General features: G+C 67.3%; 16 protein-coding genes. 6 read left to right on the top strand and 10 right to left on the bottom strand.

Going from position 1 to position 18,396, the window contains the following annotated elements:
* Positions 1-63 precede the first annotated feature (63 nt).
* From ISF28_RS17400 to ISF28_RS17375, 6 genes are all read left to right on the top strand, one after another.
* Complete coding sequence (locus ISF28_RS17400) at positions 64-1,023, top strand: CobD/CbiB family protein (RefSeq protein ID WP_198118429.1); 960 nt, start codon at positions 64-66, stop codon at positions 1,021-1,023.
* A 138-nt stretch (positions 1,024-1,161) separates the two neighbouring features.
* Positions 1,162-1,503, top strand: a complete 342-nt coding sequence (locus ISF28_RS17395) for a DUF3579 domain-containing protein (RefSeq protein WP_198118428.1) — start codon at positions 1,162-1,164, stop codon at positions 1,501-1,503.
* A 192-nt stretch (positions 1,504-1,695) separates the two neighbouring features.
* On the top strand, positions 1,696-3,417 hold the full coding sequence (locus ISF28_RS17390; protein ID WP_198118427.1) for a type III effector protein: 1,722 nt from the start codon (positions 1,696-1,698) through the stop codon (positions 3,415-3,417).
* Between the two features lie 111 nt (positions 3,418-3,528).
* Positions 3,529-3,978: a CBS domain-containing protein gene (locus ISF28_RS17385; protein ID WP_198118426.1), complete on the top strand. Its 450-nt coding sequence runs from the start codon at positions 3,529-3,531 to the stop codon at positions 3,976-3,978.
* A 69-nt stretch (positions 3,979-4,047) separates the two neighbouring features.
* Positions 4,048-6,777: a M16 family metallopeptidase gene (locus tag ISF28_RS17380; RefSeq protein WP_198118425.1), complete on the top strand. Its 2,730-nt coding sequence runs from the start codon at positions 4,048-4,050 to the stop codon at positions 6,775-6,777.
* 149 nt (positions 6,778-6,926) lie between these two features.
* Positions 6,927-7,709, top strand: coding sequence for an SDR family oxidoreductase (locus ISF28_RS17375; RefSeq protein WP_229519161.1), 783 nt, complete (start codon positions 6,927-6,929; stop codon positions 7,707-7,709).
* 18 nt (positions 7,710-7,727) lie between these two features.
* Here the strand turns inward: ISF28_RS17375 and ISF28_RS17370 are convergent, their stop codons facing one another.
* The 10 genes from ISF28_RS17370 to htpX all read right to left on the bottom strand — a co-directional run bounded on the left by ISF28_RS17370 (position 7,728) and on the right by htpX (position 18,296).
* Positions 7,728-7,976 carry a hypothetical protein gene (locus ISF28_RS17370; protein ID WP_198118473.1) on the bottom strand — a complete coding sequence of 83 codons (249 nt, stop codon included), beginning with the start codon at positions 7,974-7,976 and terminating at the stop codon, positions 7,728-7,730.
* A 31-nt stretch (positions 7,977-8,007) separates the two neighbouring features.
* Positions 8,008-8,748, bottom strand: coding sequence for a GntR family transcriptional regulator (locus ISF28_RS17365; protein WP_198118424.1), 741 nt, complete (start codon positions 8,746-8,748; stop codon positions 8,008-8,010).
* Between the two features lie 64 nt (positions 8,749-8,812).
* Complete coding sequence (locus ISF28_RS17360) at positions 8,813-9,880, bottom strand: flavodoxin family protein (RefSeq protein WP_198118423.1); 1,068 nt, start codon at positions 9,878-9,880, stop codon at positions 8,813-8,815.
* A 373-nt stretch (positions 9,881-10,253) separates the two neighbouring features.
* The gene (locus tag ISF28_RS17355; protein WP_198118422.1) at positions 10,254-11,552 is read right to left on the bottom strand and encodes a tetratricopeptide repeat protein; all 1,299 of its coding nucleotides are present in this window, start codon (positions 11,550-11,552) and stop codon (positions 10,254-10,256) included.
* Positions 11,553-11,737: 185 nt separating this feature from the next.
* On the bottom strand, positions 11,738-13,222 hold the full coding sequence (gene nagZ / locus ISF28_RS17350) for a beta-N-acetylhexosaminidase (RefSeq protein ID WP_198118421.1): 1,485 nt from the start codon (positions 13,220-13,222) through the stop codon (positions 11,738-11,740).
* Positions 13,223-13,231: 9 nt separating this feature from the next.
* Positions 13,232-14,242, bottom strand: coding sequence for an SIS domain-containing protein (locus tag ISF28_RS17345; protein ID WP_198118472.1), 1,011 nt, complete (start codon positions 14,240-14,242; stop codon positions 13,232-13,234).
* On the bottom strand, positions 14,235-15,344 hold the full coding sequence (gene nagA / locus ISF28_RS17340) for an N-acetylglucosamine-6-phosphate deacetylase (RefSeq protein WP_229519160.1): 1,110 nt from the start codon (positions 15,342-15,344) through the stop codon (positions 14,235-14,237). Before nagA ends, ISF28_RS17345 begins: the two co-directional genes overlap by 8 nt.
* An 11-nt stretch (positions 15,345-15,355) precedes the next feature.
* Complete coding sequence (locus tag ISF28_RS17335) at positions 15,356-16,234, bottom strand: glucosamine kinase nucleotide-binding domain-containing protein (RefSeq protein WP_198118419.1); 879 nt, start codon at positions 16,232-16,234, stop codon at positions 15,356-15,358.
* Positions 16,235-16,299: 65 nt separating this feature from the next.
* On the bottom strand, positions 16,300-17,430 hold the full coding sequence (locus ISF28_RS17330; protein WP_198118418.1) for an AI-2E family transporter: 1,131 nt from the start codon (positions 17,428-17,430) through the stop codon (positions 16,300-16,302).
* A complete protein-coding gene (gene htpX / locus ISF28_RS17325; RefSeq protein WP_198118417.1) occupies positions 17,427-18,296 on the bottom strand; it encodes a protease HtpX in 870 nt (289 codons plus the stop codon). Before htpX ends, ISF28_RS17330 begins: the two co-directional genes overlap by 4 nt.
* Between the last annotated feature and the right edge of the window lie 100 nt (positions 18,297-18,396).

The following is an 18,396-nucleotide window of genomic DNA, read 5'->3' as shown; positions in this document are numbered from 1 at the left end:
CGGTCTGTGTCTGCGCTATCGTAGCGAGCAATGAAGTAAGGCAACAACGACAAAGGACCGTGCATGACATTCTTTTCCATTCTGTGCGCGCTGCTCATCGAACAGCTGAAGCCGCTGCGCGCAGATAACCAGATCTACGCCGAGATCAAGCGTTTCGCCATGCGTGTGGAGGCCTGGTTCAATGCCGGCCAAGCAAGTCATGGGCGGCTGGGCTGGTTCCTGATGATGGCGGTCCTGATGTTGCCGACGGCCATCATCTACGGCGTCCTCGTGTACTACCGCCTCGTGTTTGCCGCGTTCGCCTGGAACGTGCTGATCGTCTATCTCACGCTCGGTTTCCGCCATTACAGCCATTACTTCACATCGATCCAGTTCGCCCTGAACGCCGGCGACGAGGCCACGGCGCGCACGCTGCTCGCCGAATGGACGAAGATGGACACGGTCGGCATGGATGGGACCGAGATCGCCCGCATCGCCGTCGAAAAATCCCTGATCACGACGCACCGCAACGTGTTCGGCGTGTTCTTCTGGTTCCTGATGCCGCTCGGTCCGGCTTGCGCCGTCATGTACCGCGTGTCCGAATACCTCGCGCGCGCATGGAACGAGCCGGACCACATGCGCAACGAGGCGTTCGGCGAATTCGCCGCGCGCGCGTTCTACTGGATCGACTGGATCCCCGTGCGCCTGACTGCGATCGCGTTCGCCGTCGTCGGCAATTTCGAGGACTCGATTTATGCGTGGCGTAATTTCGCCGGCCGGTGGACGGACGAATCGAAAGGGATCATCCTGGCCGCCGGCGGCGGCGCCATGGGCGTGCGCCTCGGCTCGCCGGCCGAGAACGCGCCGCGCATCCTGCCGGCCGACGCCGCGACCGTCGACCTGTCCGCCAGCGAGGACGACGTCCTGCCCGGCGACGAGCCGAGCGTGCGCGCACTGCAAAGCACGGTCGGCCTGGTCTGGCGTGCGCTGTTATTATGGATGCTGCTCCTGCTGCTGCTCTCCGGCGCGGTCCTGCTCGGCTGAACCCGACGGAAGCAGAAGATTCGAGACGCGCGTCGTGCCGGTTCGCGCCGGCCGGCACGCGGGGCTCGTCCGCAGGTCTTCTATAAGATATAATAGTCGGGTTGTTCTCATCCACGCCTTTGTTTCATAAGCCGCACTATGGCCGACTCACCGCAAACCGGGAAAGGCGCCGACGAATTCTTCATTCTCGGCGTGACAAGTAAGGGCAGACAATTCCGCCCGAGTGACTGGGCCGAACGTCTCTGCGGCGTCATGTCGTGCTTCCGGCCGGCGGGCAGCGGCGGCCCGAATGCCCACCTCAAGTTCTCGCCCTATGTGCACCCGACGGTCGTGAACGGCGTCAAGGCGGTCGTCGTGAACAATGCCCTCAAGAGCATCGAACCGCTCGCCTACCACTTCGTGTGCAATTTCGCCAAAGATAACGACCTGCAAGTCGTCGAGGCGTGCTTCGTCCCACCGGCGGAAGAGAAGAAGACCTGACCGTTTTCCAAACACCGGACGTGTCGACGGTAATGCTGGCATACCAGCGGCCGGCAACGCGCGCGACCGCAGTCGAGACGATCTTGTCCGCGCGCGCCATGCATCGCGCACCGGCCGCGCCGGTTCAGCGGGTTCACTGATCGTTCTTCGGCACCTTACTTCGCAGCGGGCGCCAGGCTGTTCAAAAAAAGAATGTTCAATGGCGGATGCCAAGCCGACCGCACGGCTGTGCGCCTGTCCGAGAACACTCCTTTGAAAACAAACGCATTCACTGCGCCACCGATCGGCGACCGCCCGGTTGCCGATACCGCGTCCCGGACGCCGGCCGAGACCAGCCGCTGGCCCGCCCGCACGCTGGAATCGATCTCGCCGGTATTGGGCGGGCGCCCCGGAACGCGCCCGCCGACCACGGCCGTCCGCGCACCGGTGCGGCGGCTCGAACAGTTCAGTGCCCGGCACGCGCCGTTTGCCGCGCCCGGCGCGACGGCGGACGGGGCCGATACCCCTCCATTGCCGGCAGGCGCGCCCGCGCGCCCGACGGCGTTCGGCAAATTGGCGTCGGGGCCGAAAATCGATTGCATGTCGAACATGTTGACGTCGATTGTTTGCCTGGACGACCAGCAGGTCTCGCACATCACCGAGGCGCTTGGACTGGGGCCCGCCGCACCGGGCCGCGCGCGACAAGCGCAGTTGAGTGCCGTGGGCCGCCTGCTGCGCGCGCCGCTGTACCACCTGCCGCCAGAGCCGGACAGCGCCGCGATCGAACGGATGCCTTTCGGACGGGGCGTGCCGCCGGACGTATTGGCCGGACTGGTGCGGGCGGCAAGGGAGGTCAATTGTTTTGTCAGCGAACGCCAGGTCACCGGCCGCGACGGGAAGACGGTGAACCTGCTGCAGGTGCACCTAAAAAACGAGTTCGATGCATTTGGCGCGCCGCTCGCCTCCGAGCCGGATTCGGCCGACCACCATGCCGTGCGGCAGCTTGCGATGCGCTTTGCCGAAGCGCTGCTCCCATCGATACGTACCGATGACAGGCAGTATCGGATCGAGTATGTGGCGTGTCAACGCGCGCAGGGCGGCAGCGCCGACGTGTTCACGGCTCATCTTCACGAACAAATGCAGATGGCGCAACGGCCCGCGAGTATCAAATTGACTCACGAGCACACCATCGCGGCCACACTGCGTACGTCGCACCTGCTCGCCCTCCTGCCCGCGGGCGACAGGGAAAAGCTGGTGCGTGCCGCCCACGTCGCGCACATGGTATGGGATGAGGAGATCGTGTGGGACTCGCGTGGCAATCCGCGGACCGAGGTCCGCGTGATGTTCGACGGCATGCAGAACATGCGGGACGTCAAGCAGGCCTTCAGCAGCATCGGCCAGTCGGTGGGCGCGGTGTTCAAGGCGAACCACGAGGCGGCCGTGCTGGTCGCGCAAGCGATCGAGGACGCCCACGCCAAGGGGCGCAACGTGAAGTTCCAGTACATCGCCGGAGGGTCGATGGGCGGCGCGAGCGCGCAACTGTTTGCCGCGGCGATCGAGAGTCGCGTGAAACTGCATGATCCCGCGCCGCTCGTGCTGTTCGATCCGCAATTGCCGAATCGGACCCAGGCGCGTCACGCCATCAAGGGCGGAAAGCTCGGCTACGACTATGCGAGGCCGCGCGGCATCGCCGTTACGCTCGACTATGCGGAGCGGCCCCGCAAGAGCCTGATGGAGCGCATGAAAGGGCTGGGCTTCAAGTCGCCCGGCCTGGTGTGGCTCAAGCTGGGGCTGGGCGCCCATGACCGGACCAAGCGCCTGCCCCGCGGCGAGACGGAACAGCGGCCTCCGGTGACGTCCGGCCCGCCGGGGGTGGGCTATCATTCCGATTACGACCTGTACAAGGTGGTACTCAACCGTTTCACCGGGGGCTGAGCGGTTGCGCCGCTGGTTCGGCTTCAAGTCGCCTCGAACGCGGGATTGCATTGTCACTGGCCTGTGCCTATGCTTCATTGGTAGCACCAGCGCCGAATGATGGAGGTGGCCATGGAAGTCGGAAAACTCTGTACGGTCGACACCGTCTACTGCGCGCGCGACGAGAGCGTGCAGGGTGCGGCTTTTCTCATGCGCAAACATCACGTGGGCGACATCGTCGTCGTCGACGCGGCGGACACCGTGCCCGTTCCCGCCGGCATCGTCACCGACCGCGACATTGTCGTATCCGTCGTCGCCCTCGGCCTCGATCCGACCGGATTGCAGGTGGGCGACATCATGACGGACGACTTGCTCACGGCCGACGAGCACGACGACGTCACCGTCACCATCGAACGCATGCGCCTGCGCGGCATCCGCCGGGTGCCCGTCGTGGGCGACGGCGGGCGGCTCGTCGGCATCGTCAGCGCGGACGATCTGCTCGGCTTCCTGGCCGAGGAAATGGAAGACCTGGCGCGCATCAGCCCCTACCAGCAACAGCACGAACGGCGCGTGCGTCAGTGAGGTAAGCCTGGCCTAAGTTCCCGTCTGTTACCATGTCCCACGGACAATGGTTCTGACAGACGGAGACTTATGAGCTTGACGTTTTTCCAGCGCGGCCTGGCCGCCTTTGCCGTCGTTGGCGGCCTTTCCTTCATCGCGCAAGGCGCCTGGGCATTCGACCTGCCCAAGGGCGTCGTGCAGGGCCCGGCGGTCGAGGGCATCACGGAATACCGCCTGCCGAACGGCCTGAAAGTCCTGCTGTTCCCCGATTCCTCGCGGCCCACCATCACCGTCAACGTGACGTACCTCGTCGGCTCGCGCCACGAGAACTATGGCGAGACGGGCATGGCCCACCTGCTGGAGCACATGATGTTCAAGGGCAGCCCCAAGCACCCGGACATCACGCGCCAGTTCCAGGACCGCGGCATGCAGTTCAACGGCACGACGTCGCTCGACCGCACCAATTACTACGAGGTGTTCCAGGCGTCCGATGACAACCTGAACTGGGCGCTGGGCATGGAAGCGGACCGCATGACGCATTCCAACATCGCCAAGAAGGATCTCGATTCCGAGATGACGGTCGTGCGCAACGAGTACGAGAACGGCGAGAATTCGCCGGGCGCCGTGTTGATGAAGCGCATGCAGAGCGTGGCCTACGATTGGCATGCGTATGGCCGTGCGACGATCGGCAACAAGAGCGACATCGAGAACGTCAAGATCGCGAACCTGCAGAATTTTTATCACACGTATTACCAGCCGGATAATGCCGTGCTGCTCGTGGCGGGCAAGTTCGATCCCGCCAAGACCTTGCTGTCGATTAACCGCTTGTTCGGCGCCATTCCGAAGCCCAAGCGTACGCTGCCGGAATTCTGGACCGTCGAACCCACGCAGGACGGCGACCGCACGTTCACCGTGCGGCGCCAGGGCGACGTGCAGATCGTCGCGCTCGGCTACAAGGTGCCGTCCGGCCTGCACGACGACAGCGACGCGCTGAGCTTCGCCTCGTCCATCCTCGGCGATTCGCCGACGGGCCGCTTGCATAAACTCCTGGTGGAGACGGGCAAGGCGAGCCAGGTGTTTGCCTACGGCCAGACGGGGTATGCGCCCGGGCTGCAGTACTTCGGCGCCGTCGTCAAGAAGGACGCGCCGCTCGAACCCGTGCGCGCCGCGCTCACCCAGGCGGTGGAAGACTTCGCCAAGAACCCGCCGACGCCGGAGGAAATGGAACGCACGAAACGCAGCTTCCTGAACGAATTCGAGCGCAGCCTGAACGATCCGCAGCGGGTGGGCGTGGCGCTGTCCGACGTCATCGCGCTGGGCGACTGGCGCCTGTTCTTCGTCGGCCGCGACCGCGTCGGCAAGATCACGTCGGCCCAGGTGGCCGCGGCGGCGGGCCGCTATTTCAAGCGCGACAACCGCGTCACCGGCGAATTCATCCCGGACGACCACCCGCAGCGCGCCGTGATCCCGCCGGCGCCCAGCGTGCAAACCCTGCTCAAGGATTTCAAGCCGCAGGCGTCCACGTTGAGCGCGGAGGATTTCGACCCGAGCCAGGCCAACATCCTGAAGCGCACGACCGTGACGACGGCCGGCGGCGTGAAACTGGCCCTGCTGCCCAAGAAGAACCGCGGCCAGACCGTCACCGTCGACCTGCGCCAGCACATCGGCGACGAACAGAACCTGTTCGGGAAAGGCGCGTTGCCCGGCCTGACGTCGGCGATGCTGATGCGCGGCACGACGAAATACGACCGCGTGCAACTGGCCGACGCCTTCGACAAGCTCAAGATTTCCGGCAGCCTCACGCATTTCCAGACGACGCGCGAAAACCTGCCGGAAGCGCTGAAGCTCGTGGCCCACGTGCTGCGCGAGGCCAGCTTCCCGGCCAACGAATTCGAGCAGTTGCGCCAGCAATCCATCGTCGGCCTGGAGGCGAGCCGCAGCGAACCGACGAGCATCGCGTCGCGCGCGTTGAATGAGCATTTTGATATCTATCCCAAGGGTGATATCCGTCACGAAACGACGCTCGAGGAAGATATTGCCGACATTAAGAGCGCCACCCTGGACCAGGTCAAGGCCTTCCACCGCGATTACTACGGCACGGTGCCGGCGGAGATGGCCATCGTCGGCGATTTCGACGCCCAGGCGATCGCGCCGCTCGTCGACCAATTGTTCGGCCATTGGAAAGCGCCGATGCACGTGGCGCCCGTGCTGCGCAAGAATGGCGACATCGCGCCCATCCACGAATTCCTCAACACGCCCGACAAGGCCAACGGCTTTTACACCGCACGCGTCAACGTCGACCTGAACGTCGACGATCCGGACTATCCGGCCCTCATGCTGGCCGATTACATCTTCGGCGGCGGCGGCCTGCGGTCGCGCCTGATGGATCGGATCCGCCAGCACGACGGCCTGTCGTATGGCGTCGGCTCGAACCTCGTGGCCGGCGATCTCGACCGTGCCGGCATGTTCGCGATCAACGCCATCGCCGCGCCGCAGAACCTGGCCAAGGTCGACGCGGCCGTGCGCGAAGAACTCGTGCGCGCGCTCAAGGATGGCTTTACGGCGGCGGAACTCGCCGGTGCCAAGTCGGGTCTGATGCAAGAGCGCGTCCAGAATCGGTCCGACGACGGCGCGCTGGCGACCGGCTGGACGTCGTATCTGTACCGGGGACGCACGTTCGCATGGTCGGCCGAGTTCGAAAAGCGCCTGATGGCCGTCACGTTGCCGCAGCTGAACGCGGCATTCCGCAAGGCGATCGACCCTGCAAAGATGTCCGTGGTCATGGCAGGCGACAAGGCGAAAGCGAAACCTGCACCCTGAATGCAACACTCGGCCGTTCATCGTCCGGCCGAAGTGTCGAGAAACTTGGTCAATGCCCGGATGGGCGCTATCATGTTGCCTTAGCGCAGTATTGCTTGTGAGAAGCAAAGATTGCGTCAAGCTATTGAAAAGGAAGCATGATGAAAGGCATGACCAAGCAGACACCGAGCGGCATTTCGTATGCAGGCAAGGTTGTGCTGGTAACCGGAGGCGCCAGCGGCATCGGCCGTGCGACCGCGCTGGCATTCGGGCGCGCGGGCGCCTGCGTCGTCATTGCCGACACGTCGGTCGACGGTGGCCACATGACCGCAGCCTTGATCGTCGAAGCGGGCGGCAAGGCGCTGTTCGTTAAAGCAAATGTAATGGCCGCGGCGGACGTCGACGCGCTGGTCGACAAGGCGGTAGGCCATTACGGCCGCATCGATTGCGCCGTCAACGGCGCCGCCATCGAGGAAGAATTCCTGCCGCTGGCCGAGGGCGAGGACGACCAGTTCGACCGCATCATGGGCGTCAACGTCAAGGGCGTCTGGCTGTGCATGAAGAGCCAGCTGCGCCAGATGCTCAAGCAGGAGGGCGGCGGCGTGATCGTCAACATCGCGGACGCGGGCGGCCTCGTGGCGGCGCCCAACCGCGCCATCTACTCGGCGTCCAAGCACGCCGTCGTCGGCCTGACGAAGAGCGCGGCCGTGGAATACGCCAAGGACGGCATCCGCATCAACAGCATCTGCCCGGGCGCCGTCAAGACGCCGATGCTGGCCCGCATGCTCGACCGCGAGCCGGGACGCGACAAGAAGCTGAAATCGGCACATCCGATGGGGCGTATCGCCGATGCGTCCGAGGTCGCCAACGCGGCGTTGTGGCTGTGCTCGGAGCAGGCGTCGTTCGTCACCGGTCACCAGTTGGCCATCGATGGCGGGTTGACTGCCATTTGATGCGCCGACCCTACGGGGTTACCGTTTCTTGCGCGCGGCGCGTTGCTGCCTTGCCTGGGTGTCGACGCGCGCCTGCCGCGCCTTGTACAACGCCACGGCGTCCTCGCGGGCGCGCGTGAGCGTGCGCATGGCCGGATGGTCGTCGTGCGGCGAAAAATACTCGGCGGCTTGCGCGTCGACGACGAGCTTGATGGCGGTGGCGTCGTCGAGGTCGTACAGCTCCGTCAGCAGGGTCGTGACTTCGTCCAGGTAGGCTTCGTAGGTCAGGTTGGTCATGGCATTGTCGTTGTTGATTGGATCAGCCGGCGCTCAGCTCGGCCACGAAGTCGTACATGTCGCCGCGGAAGTAGGAGCGGCAGAATTCCACCGCCTGTCCGTCCGGCAGAAAGCCCAGCCGTTCCACGCACAGCCCGGCATCGCCTTCCTTCGATTGCAGCAGCTTGGCCTGCTCGGCGTTCAGCAGCAGCGCGGACAGGCGCTGCAGGGCGCGCACGGGGCGCTTGCCGTTCGCTTCCAGCGCCTCGTACATCGACACGTCCACCGCGTCCAGCGAGGGCAGGGCGGAGGCGGCGATCGTCGCGTATTCCAGGCACATCGGCATGTCGTCGGCGTAGCGGATGCGGTTGAAGCGGTAGACGGCGGCGCCCGGCGACAACCCCAGCCGCAGCGCCTCGTCCGGCGTCACCAATCCTTCCGAACGCTTGAGCCAGACGCTGCGCGGCGTGCGGCCGCGCGAGCGCATGTCTTCCGAGAACGACGTCAGCTTGGCGAAATTCTTTTCGAAGCGCGTGTTGATGAAATTGCCCGATCCCGCGCGGCGCACGAGCAGGCCTTCCTCGACGAGGCCGTCGATGGCCTTGCGCACGGTGATGCGCGAGATGTCCAGTTCGGCCGCCAGCTGGCGCTCGGCCGGCAGCGCTTCCGCCGGCCCGTAGACGCCGCGGTCGATCGCGTCGCGCAGGGCCCGCTGCAATTGCTGGTACAGCGGCAGGTTGCTGGTGGCGGAGATCTGGTGCATCAACTGCGCGAGGTGGGACATTGCGGCGGGCGTCGGAATGATGGAAGCCCGGATAATACCAAAAAAAGACCGCTTGCCGGCCGCGCTATTTCGGTCTGGGATTGGCCAGCGTCCGGTCCGGCCGCAGCAGTTTGCCGGAACGCACGGCCGCGACGGCCGCGGACACGGACCGCGCCACGTTGCGCACCTCGTCCTGGAAGGCCGCGTCCCGGTCCAGCGCCGCGTGGCTGTCCGCATACGACTCGTAATAACCGACGTAGCGGTCGAGCAGGGCCGTGGGGCCCGCGTCGATCAGGCCCATCCAGTCGAGCCAGTCGGCCAGCGAACGCCGCGTCGCCTCGATGCCGGCCACGTCGCCATGCACGACGAGGCCATAGACCCGGCCGGCCAGGTGTTTGGGGTACGGCCAGTCCCGCTCCAGCGCTTTCGCTTCGTCCGCCTTCTTGCCGTGCGTGGAGGTGGGGTCGGGATTGCCGCCGTCCGCGCACACGAGCCGGTCGATCATGAGTTTCAGCACGGCCGGCGCCTGATACCAGTAGATGGGCGTCAGGATGATGATCCCGTGCGCCCGCACCCAGCGCTCGTAGATCTCGTTCATCCAGTCGTTTTCCTGGTTCAGGGAATGGTTCGGATAGCAGCTGCACGGCCAGTGGCACAGCGGCATCGCCGTCGACACGCAGCCTTTGCACGGGTGGATGTGGCGGTCGTAATCGGAGGTGACGCGCGACAGGTCGAGCAAGTCCGTCTCCACCCCGTCGGCCGCGAGGACCTCTTCGCACAGCTTGGCGAGGCGCCACGTCTTCGAGACCTCGCCCGGGCAACTGCCGTCGTTGCGGGCCGCGCCATTGATCAGCAGGACGCGGCTCGGCGTCGCCGGGTCCTTCTGGCGAGCCTCGGCGGCCAGCAGGCGGTCGCGTGTCGCTTTCCATTCGACGGACAGGTCGTAATCGGGATCGGCAAAGCCGGGGCCCGCCTTGACGGTGACGGGCGCCTTGCGCGCACCGGCGTAGGCCTGCCACGCGACCTCCTCGACGGCCGCCAGCTCCGTCGCCACGGCCTGGTAGGCGGGATCGTAAAAGTCGCGCGAAAAGACGAGGTGAAACTCATCGCGGTTCAGCTTCGCGGGCGCCTGGCCCTTGCGTACGGTACTCATCGCCGGCCTTCCTGAAAGAGTTGCGGCGATTATCGGCCGCAAGGCACGGCTCGGCCCGTACGCCAACTCACACACACCAAAAAATTCGGGGTCAGAGCACGCTTTCCGGCAAATTCGGGGTCAGAGCACTTTTTGGAGCATGTGTCTGCGGGCAAGTTAGCGCAACGGCCAGGCGGTGCGCGACGCGTGGCACGACGTCGCGCCGGGGCTGTACCCGCACAGATGGCGAGATAATGTGCGCCATGACATTGACTCGAAATGTGCTCTGACCCCGAATTCGGCGCGAAATATGCTCTGACCCCGAATTTTCAGGCGAAAAAAACGGCGCGAACCGGGGTGCGCGCCGTCTTGCTCGCGGGAGGTCCCGCGGGAATTACTTGGCTGCCATCGCGCCGGTCGGGTGGTTCAGCAGCAGGATCCAGTACTTGGCCGTGTCCGACAGTCCGCCGCCGGCCTTCACTTGCCGGAAGGTCTCGATGGCTTTGTCCTTCTGGCCGGCCTTGGCGTAGGCCATGCCCAGGCGCAGCTTGGCTTCGTCCGGCGACTTCAGGCCGCCCTTGGCGATACCCTGCTGGATGAAGCCGATGCCCTTGTCGTACTGGTCCATCGTCACATAGGCCCAGCCCAGGTTGACGAGACCCGTGCCGGCTTTCAGCTTGCTGGCCGACGCTTCGCTGGCGGCGATGGTCTTGGCGTCGTTGGCCGCTTCCTTGGTGGCGCGGTCGCGCAGCTGGCGATCCTTGGCGGCGCCGCTGCCGGTGCCCAGCACGCCTGCGGCGAAGCCGGCGTCGACGACCTTCTTGGCTTCGCTCGGGAAGCCGTCCTTCAGGGCCAGCTCGGCCAGTTCCGTGTAGGAGTCCGACGACATCTGCTTGACGGCCGCGAATTCCAGGCGCAGCACGTCGGGGATGCTGGTGTCCTGGAAGCCCGGCTTGCGCACGATGCCGCGGCTGATCAGGTCGGTCCAGAAATCGTCGTTCGGATAATAGGCGGTCAGTTTTTCCAGGCCGCGCAGATAGGCGGCGTCATCCTTGACCTTGTTCGCGGCCGACGCGTACAGGCGCAGGTCTTCCTGCGACGGCGTCTTGCCCGCCTGTTCCGTGGCCGCCAGCACCGGCTCCTGGGCCTTCAGTGCCGACGCGTAGTCGCCGCTCAGGTAGTAGGCGCGGATCAGCGCCGAGTTGACCTGGTCCGACGCCTTGCCGCTGGCCTGGACCTGCTTGTACAGCTCGATCGCCTTCGGATAGTTCTTGGCGTTGTAGTAGTACGTGGCCAGTGCCTGCTGGAAGTTCGGCTTGTCCGCTTCCGGCAGCTTGCCCGACGCGAGGATCGCTTCCAGGGCGTCCATCGCCATCTTGTCGTTGCCCGTGGACGTGCCCAGCGACAACTTCATGCGGTTCAGCACATAGCTTTCGTACGGGGTCTGGTTCGCGACCGCTTCCGCTTGCGTGATGCGGTTCTGCACTTCCGTGTAGTTCTTCGCGTCCATCAGCGGCTTGATCTGGGCCGGGTCGAGCAGCTTGTACAGTTCCGGGCGGACCGAGTCCGGCTTCGGCTGGGCCGCAGGCGCATTCTTGTCCTGGGCCGACGCGTTGTGCATCAGGACCGGCGCGGCGTTCAAGCCGAGGGCGGCCAGCATCAGGGCAAGGCGTGCAATACGGAATTGGGACATTGAAAAATCCTCTCTTAATGACGATAAAGTTGCGCCGATCAGTGGCTCGAATACATACGCCGACGGTGCCGGGTGCCGCTCTCGGACAAAGCGTGCATTGTCCCACAAACTGTTGACGGGCGTGACAATTGTGCCCCAGCCGTGCAAGAGCAGGCTGGCCCGTTACAATGGGTTACCTCGTGCCGTCAAAAGCCGGGCACCGGGCAGCGGCCCTCGGCGTCGATCTCGCCGGCCAGCCAGGCCCGCACGGCGTCCAGCGCGGGCGGCGCGAAGCCATACGTCATCAGGGCCGGCGCCGCGAAGTCGAGGGCCTGGTACGGGTTCCACAGCGCCAGGTGCAGGTCCGGCGTCCACGTGGCGCGGGCGTGCGGACCGTAGCGCCGGCGCGAGGTCGACGCCAGGATCGTGAAGCGGCCGTCGGCCGGCAGGGCGGACCAGTCGAAGCGTTCCGCGTCCGCGAACGTGACGAGGTCGACGTCGAACAACCGCCCCAGCATCGCCGCGACGGCGCCGGCGGGCACGCCCGCTTCCGACACGCCGTCGCTGACGACGTCCTGGCGCGCCACGAGCCGCACCTTGGCCCGTGGTGCGGGACGATGCGGATTGCCGCGCGCCGTGAGCGCCCGCCGCCACGCCTGCGCCATCAGCGCGCGGTCCGCATCCTCCGTCGTGTACGGCACGCTGCCTGCCGGATGCGCGCATGCGAGGCGGTCGAGACGGGCCAGGCGCGCGTGCACGTCGGCAAGCGGCAGGCGGCCGTCGGCGATGGCGGCCGCGATGGCGGCTATGGTCTCCTGCTGGTCGGCGCGGCTGCCGATGGCCATCACCATGTCGGCGCCGGCCAGCAGCGCGTTCACGGCGGCCTCGCCGGCGGCGTAGCGGTGCGCGATCGCGTGCATGTCCATGCCGTCCGTGATGATCACGCCTTCGTAACCCCATTGCGTGCGCAGCAGATCGGTGAGGATCGCGCGCGACATCGTCGCCGGATTGTCCGCGTCGAGGGACGGGTAGACGATGTGTGCCGTCATCACGGCCGGCGCGTGCGGTGCGGCCGCGCGGAACGGCGCGAATTCGAAGCGCGCCAGTTCGGACAAGGGCTTGTCGACCGTGGGCAGGTCGCGGTGCGAGTCGACGTGCGTGTCGCCGTGGCCGGGGAAGTGCTTCACGCAGCAGGCCACGCCTTCGCTTTCGCTGCCCGCCATCCACGCGAGTGCGAGCGCCGTCGCCTGCTGAGGATCGGCCCCGAACGAGCGCTCGGCGATGACGGGATTTTGCGGATTGTTGTTCAGGTCCAGCACCGGCGCGAAGTTCCAGTTGAAGCCCATGGCGCGGATCGCGCGCGCCACGGCCGCGCCCACGTCGCGCGCGAGGTCCGCATCGCCGGCCGCGCCCAGCGCCATCGCGGACGGCGGCGGCGGCACCCACAGCGCGCGCACGACGGCGCCGCCTTCCTGGTCGAGCGCGATCAGCGCGTCGGCGCCCATCGCATCGCGCAAAGCGCCCGTAAAGCGCGTCAGCTGCGCGGCGTCCGTCATGTTCTGGCGGAACAGGCACACGCCGCGGATGCGGTGCGCGCGGATGAATGCGGTCGTGTCGGCGTCGAGCTCGGTGCCGGACAGCCGGATCATGATCAGGCGGCCGGCCAGTTGGCGCAAATCGTTCGTGTGCATCAGGGCGGCTCAGTGTGTTTTAGTGACTTTGTTCAGGTGGCGCGGCTTGTCCGGATCGAGCCCGCGCGCTTGCGCCAGGTGCGCGGCCATCACGTAGAACGCTTCGATGGCGACGATGGGGTCGAGGTCCGGGCAGTCCGACACGGGCAGGTCGAGGTCGCGCGACGGCACGTCCGCGGGCGCCGCGAGCAGCACGCGCGCGCCGCGGCCGCGCATCTCGTCGGCCAGCGCGACGAGGCCTGCCTGCGCCGGGCCGCGCGTGGCGAAGATCAGCAGGGGATAGCCCTCGTCGATCAGCGCCATCGGGCCGTGCTTGATCTCGGCGCCGGAAAAGGCCTCGGCCTGCAGCGCGGACGTCTCCTTGAATTTCAGGGCCGCCTCCAGCGCGATGGGGAAGCTGATGCCGCGGCCCACGACCATGATGTTGCGCGCCGGAGCCAGCACGTCCAGCGCGGCCGACCAGTCGGTCCGCGCCGCCCGGCGCAGCGCGTCCGGCAGCGCGGCGAGGCCCGCTTTCAGTTCGTCGTCCTGCTGCCACTCGGCCACGAGGCGCGCGCCGGCCGTCAGGCTGGCGATGAAGCTCTTCGTCGCGGCCACGCTCCGTTCCTGCCCGGCGCGCAGCGGCAGCGCCCATTGCGCCGCATGGGCGAGCGGCGAATCGATGTCGTTCACGAGGGCCACCGTCGTCGCGCCGCCGGCGCGGAAGTAGCGGATCGGTTCGACGACGTCCGGGCTCTGGCCCGATTGCGAGATCGAGACGGCAAGCGTGCCGGCCGCCTGCAGCGGCGCCTTGTACAAGGTGAGGAGCGACATCGGCAGCGACGTCACGAGGCGCCCCATGCGCGCCATGATCAGGTAGGCCAGGTAGCCGGACGCGTGGTCCGAACTGCCGCGCGCCACCGTCACCGCGTTCTGGAAGGAGGCGCTGCGCAGGTGATGGCCCAGCGCGGCGTAGCGCTCGGCGTCGTTCGACAACTGCTGGGCGACGCAGTCGGCCGCGGACACGGCTTCTTCAAGCATCAGCGAGGTCACACGCTTCTCCTTCGATATAAACGGTTTTCAGGTTCAGGTCGCGGTCGAGGACGACCAGGTCGGCGAAGCAGCCCGGCGCGATGCGGCCGCGGCGCGTCTCGCCCAGGTAGTCGGCGGCGTTGGTCGACACGCGGCGGGCGGCGTCCGCGAGATCGAGGCCGATCGACACCAGGTTGCGCAGCGCCTGGTCCATCGTCAGCGTGCTGCCGGCCAGGGTGCCGTCCGCGAGGCGCACGCCGCCCATGCATTTGTGGACGACCTGGCGGCCCAGCATGTACTCGCCGTCCGGCATGCCGGCGGCGGCCGTGGAATCCGTCACGCAGTACAGGTTCGGGATGCAGCGCAGCGCGGTGCGGATCGCGCCCGGATGCACGTGCAGCAGGTCCGGGATGATCTCGGCGTACTGCGCATGCGCGAGCGCCGCGCCCACCATGCCGGGATCGCGGTGGTGCAGGCCCGGCATCGCGTTGAACAGGTGCGTGAAGCCGGCCGCGCCGTGTTCCAGCGCGCGCACGCCGTCGTCGTAGTTGCCGCTCGTGTGGCCGATCTGCACGCGGATGCCGGCGTCCGCCATCCGGCGCACGAGCGCCAGGTGGCCGTCGATCTCGGGCGCGACGGTGATCAGGCGCAGCGGCGCCTGCGCATTGAGGCGCTCGACTTCTTCCATCGTCGCCGCGCGCGCGAACGGCGGCTGCGCGCCCAGCTTGCCCGAATTGATGTACGGGCCCTCCAGGTGCACGCCGAGGATGCGCGCCTCGCCTTTGCCGCGCTGCTCGCAGGCGCTGCCGACGGCGGCGAGCGCGCGGTCGATGTCGGCGAGCGGCGCCGTCATCGTCGTGGCCAGCAGGCTCGTGGTGCCGTGCCGCGCGTGCAGGCGGGCGATCACGTGCGGGGCGTCGCCGCCTTCCATCACGTCGCGTCCCGCGCCGCCGTGCACGTGCAGGTCGATGAAGCCGGGCAGGATGTAGTCGTCGCCGTTGGCGGACGGATCGGCCGTCTCGCCTTCGATGGCGGCGATCGTCGCGGCGCCGGCGTCGACGCGGATGCGGCCGCGGATCCAGCCGTCCGGGGTCAGGATATTGCCTTGCATGGGGAGTCCTTTCATGCCGCTGCCAGGTGCAGCTCGATCATGCGCAGCGCGCCGCGCGCGGAATCGCCTTCGGGCGCGCGGGCGCGGTCCGCGAGCGCGCCCGGGAGCCAGTCGCGCAGCGCGGCGCCGAGGCCGCCGCACAGGGCGAGCGGGAGGTGGCCGTCCGGGTCGAGCGCGCGGGCGATCGCGGCCGCTTCCTCGCCGGCCTTCGCCAGGATGGCGCGCGCGGCCGGGTCGTCCGCGTGCTGCAGGACGAGCGGCGCCAGCGACGCGTACGTCGTTTGCGTGGCCTGGCCGAGCCAGACCTGGATGGCGGCGCGGTTGCCGCCGCAGGCGTCGATGACGGCGGCGGCGAAGCCGCTCCCCGGCCGGCGCCCGTCCAGCACCTGTTCGATGTGGTTGATGGCGGCGAGGCCGATCCAGCCGCCGCTCGCTTCGTCGCCGGCGGGGAAGCCCCAGCCGCCGACCTCGCGCCGGGTGCCGTCGGGCAGCAGCACTTCGCCCACGCTGCCCGTGCCGATGGCGACGATGGCGCCGGGCCGGCCGCCGTGCGCGCCCATCAAGGTCGTGAACGCGTCCGTTTCGAGGCGCAGCGCGGCGTAGCCGGGATCCGCGTCCATGAATTCTTGCGCCCACTGGCGGTTGTGCACGCCGGCGAGGCCGAGGCCGATGGCCATGCTCGCAAGAGGTGGTTGCGCGATGCCGGCGGCGGCGAAGCCCTGGGCGACGGCGTCCTGGACGGCCGTCCAGGCGCGGGCGATGCCGAGGCCCAGGCCGGATGGGCCGCTGGCGCCCTGCGCCAGTTCGGTGGCGCCGCCGGGCGCGCACCGTGCGATGCGCACGCGGGTGCCGGTGCCGCCGCCGTCGACGCCGATGAGATAGTCGATCATGGTGAATGCTGTGCCGGAAAGGTCAGGGCACTATAGGCAGCACGGATAGGCTTGTCAACAGGTATTTAAGTGGTATTGTCGCGTCGCCCGGAGGCCGGCGGATTGGTCTCGTTCTCTCTGCCGGAGAGTGCCGTGATCTGCGTAAAATTGGTATTGGATGCGGTATTGTCGCCATCGTCCCCGCGCAGCCATTCGAACAGGATCGCCATCATGAACGGCCCGACGAACAGGCCGATGACGCCGAGCGTCGACACGCCGCCGAGGAGGCCGAACAGCACGGCGAGGAACGGCAGGTTGACGCGCCGGCCGATGAGTTTCGGGCGGATGAATTTGTCGACCATGAACAGCTCGAACGCGCCCCAGCAGAACAGGCCGAGCGCCGCGCCGGAATGGCCCTGGCCCAGCAGCAGCAGCGAGACGAGCGTGAACGACAGCGGCGCGCCGCCGGGCACGAGAGCGAGGTAGCCCGTGAACACGGCCAGCAGCGCCGGCGCCGGCGCGCCCGCGATGGCGTAGGCGACGCCGAGCACGCAGCCTTCGAGGATGGCGACGGATACGAGTCCCAGCGCCGTGCCGCGCACGGACAGCGGGAACACGCGGCGCAGCATCGGATATTGGCGCGGCAGCAGGCGCCGGCCCGCGTTGTCGACGTGGCGGATGGCGGCGGGGCCGTGCAGGTAGAGCACGAACAGCGTGAGCAGGGCGAGGAACAGGTAGAGGGCGTTGGCGAGGACCGCCCCGCCCCACAGGCGCGCGGCGCCCGTCAGGTGCGGGGCGAAGTCGCCGGCCGCGTTGCCGACCAGGCGATTCAGGCCGCCGGGCTGCGCGAGGTGTTCGTTCCACCATTCGATCGCATGTTCGGCCACGAGCGGCAGCTGCGCGAGCCACGCGGGGGCGGGCAGGCCCGTCTCGTTCGCGCGCGCGAGCAGGCGCTGGACGCCGGCCAGTTCGCCGCTGAGGGTGTTCACGAGCACCAGCGACGGCGCCACGAAACCGAGGATCAGGAGGCCGACGAGGATTGCCGCGCTGGCGGCCGGCGGCCAGCCGCGCGCCTGCAGGCGCACGTGCCCGGGCCAGGTGATGACGGCGAGCAGGCCGGCCCAGGCCAGCGCGCCGAGGAAGTGCTGCAGCAGGACGGCCAGCGCCAGCGCGAACAGCGCCGGCGCCGCGAAGCGGAGTGTGCGCCGGTCCGTCATGCGCGCTGCAAGGCCGCGATGCGGTCCTCGCACGAGGGATGGCTGCTGAACAGGGCCAGCACGCCGCCGCCCGCGATGCCCGATGCGGCCAGGCTCTTGGGCAGGTCGGCATGGCCGATGCCGCCCAGGCGCCGGAGCGCGGCGATCATCGGACGGGGCGTGCCCATGATCTGCGCGGCGCCGCGGTCGGCCCGGTATTCGCGCTTGCGCGAGAACCAGGCGACGATGACGCTCGCGACGAGGCCGAACAGCAGGTCGCACACGACCGAGGTGATCGTGAACGCGATGCCGGGGCCGCGTTCCTCGCCGTCGCGGCGCAGGAACTGGTCGACGGCATACGCGACGACGCGCGCCAGGAAGATCACGAACGTGTTCACCACGCCCTGGATCAGCGTGAGCGTCACCATGTCGCCGTTCGCCACGTGCGCCACTTCGTGCGCCAGCACGGCTTCCACTTCATCGTGCGTCATCGACTGCAGCAGTCCCGTCGACACGGCGACGAGCGAAGCGTTCTTCGTCGCGCCCGTCGCGAACGCGTTCGGCGCGCCTTCGTAGACGGCCACTTCCGGCATCGGGATGCCGGCCTTGCGGGCCTGGTTCGCGACCGTGTCGAGCAGCCAGCGCTCGGTGGGGTTGGCCGGCTGTTCGATCACGCGCGCGCCGGTCGTCCATTTGGCGATCGGCTTCGATAGCCACAGCGATATGAAAGCGCCGCCGAAGCCCAGCAGGCCGGCGAAGACGAGCAGGGCGGACAGATTCAGGCCCTTGGCCGTCAGGTACCGGTCGACCCCGAGCAGGCTCGCCGTGACGCCCAGCACGAGCATGATGGCGAGGTTGGTGGCGAGGAAAAGCAGGATTCGTTTCATGGTCGTATCTCTCATCGATAACAAGAATCGCGGCCGGACCGGCCGTTGTCAAGGCGAAGGATAGGGCAATGACGAATCTTGAAAAAGCGAAGTATCTGAG

The sequence above is a fragment of the Massilia rhizosphaerae genome (genome assembly GCF_016093545.1).
GTDB classification, from domain to species: Bacteria; Pseudomonadota; Gammaproteobacteria; order Burkholderiales; family Burkholderiaceae_D; genus Telluria; species Telluria rhizosphaerae.
This window is presented reverse-complemented; position numbering and strand designations above follow the sequence as displayed.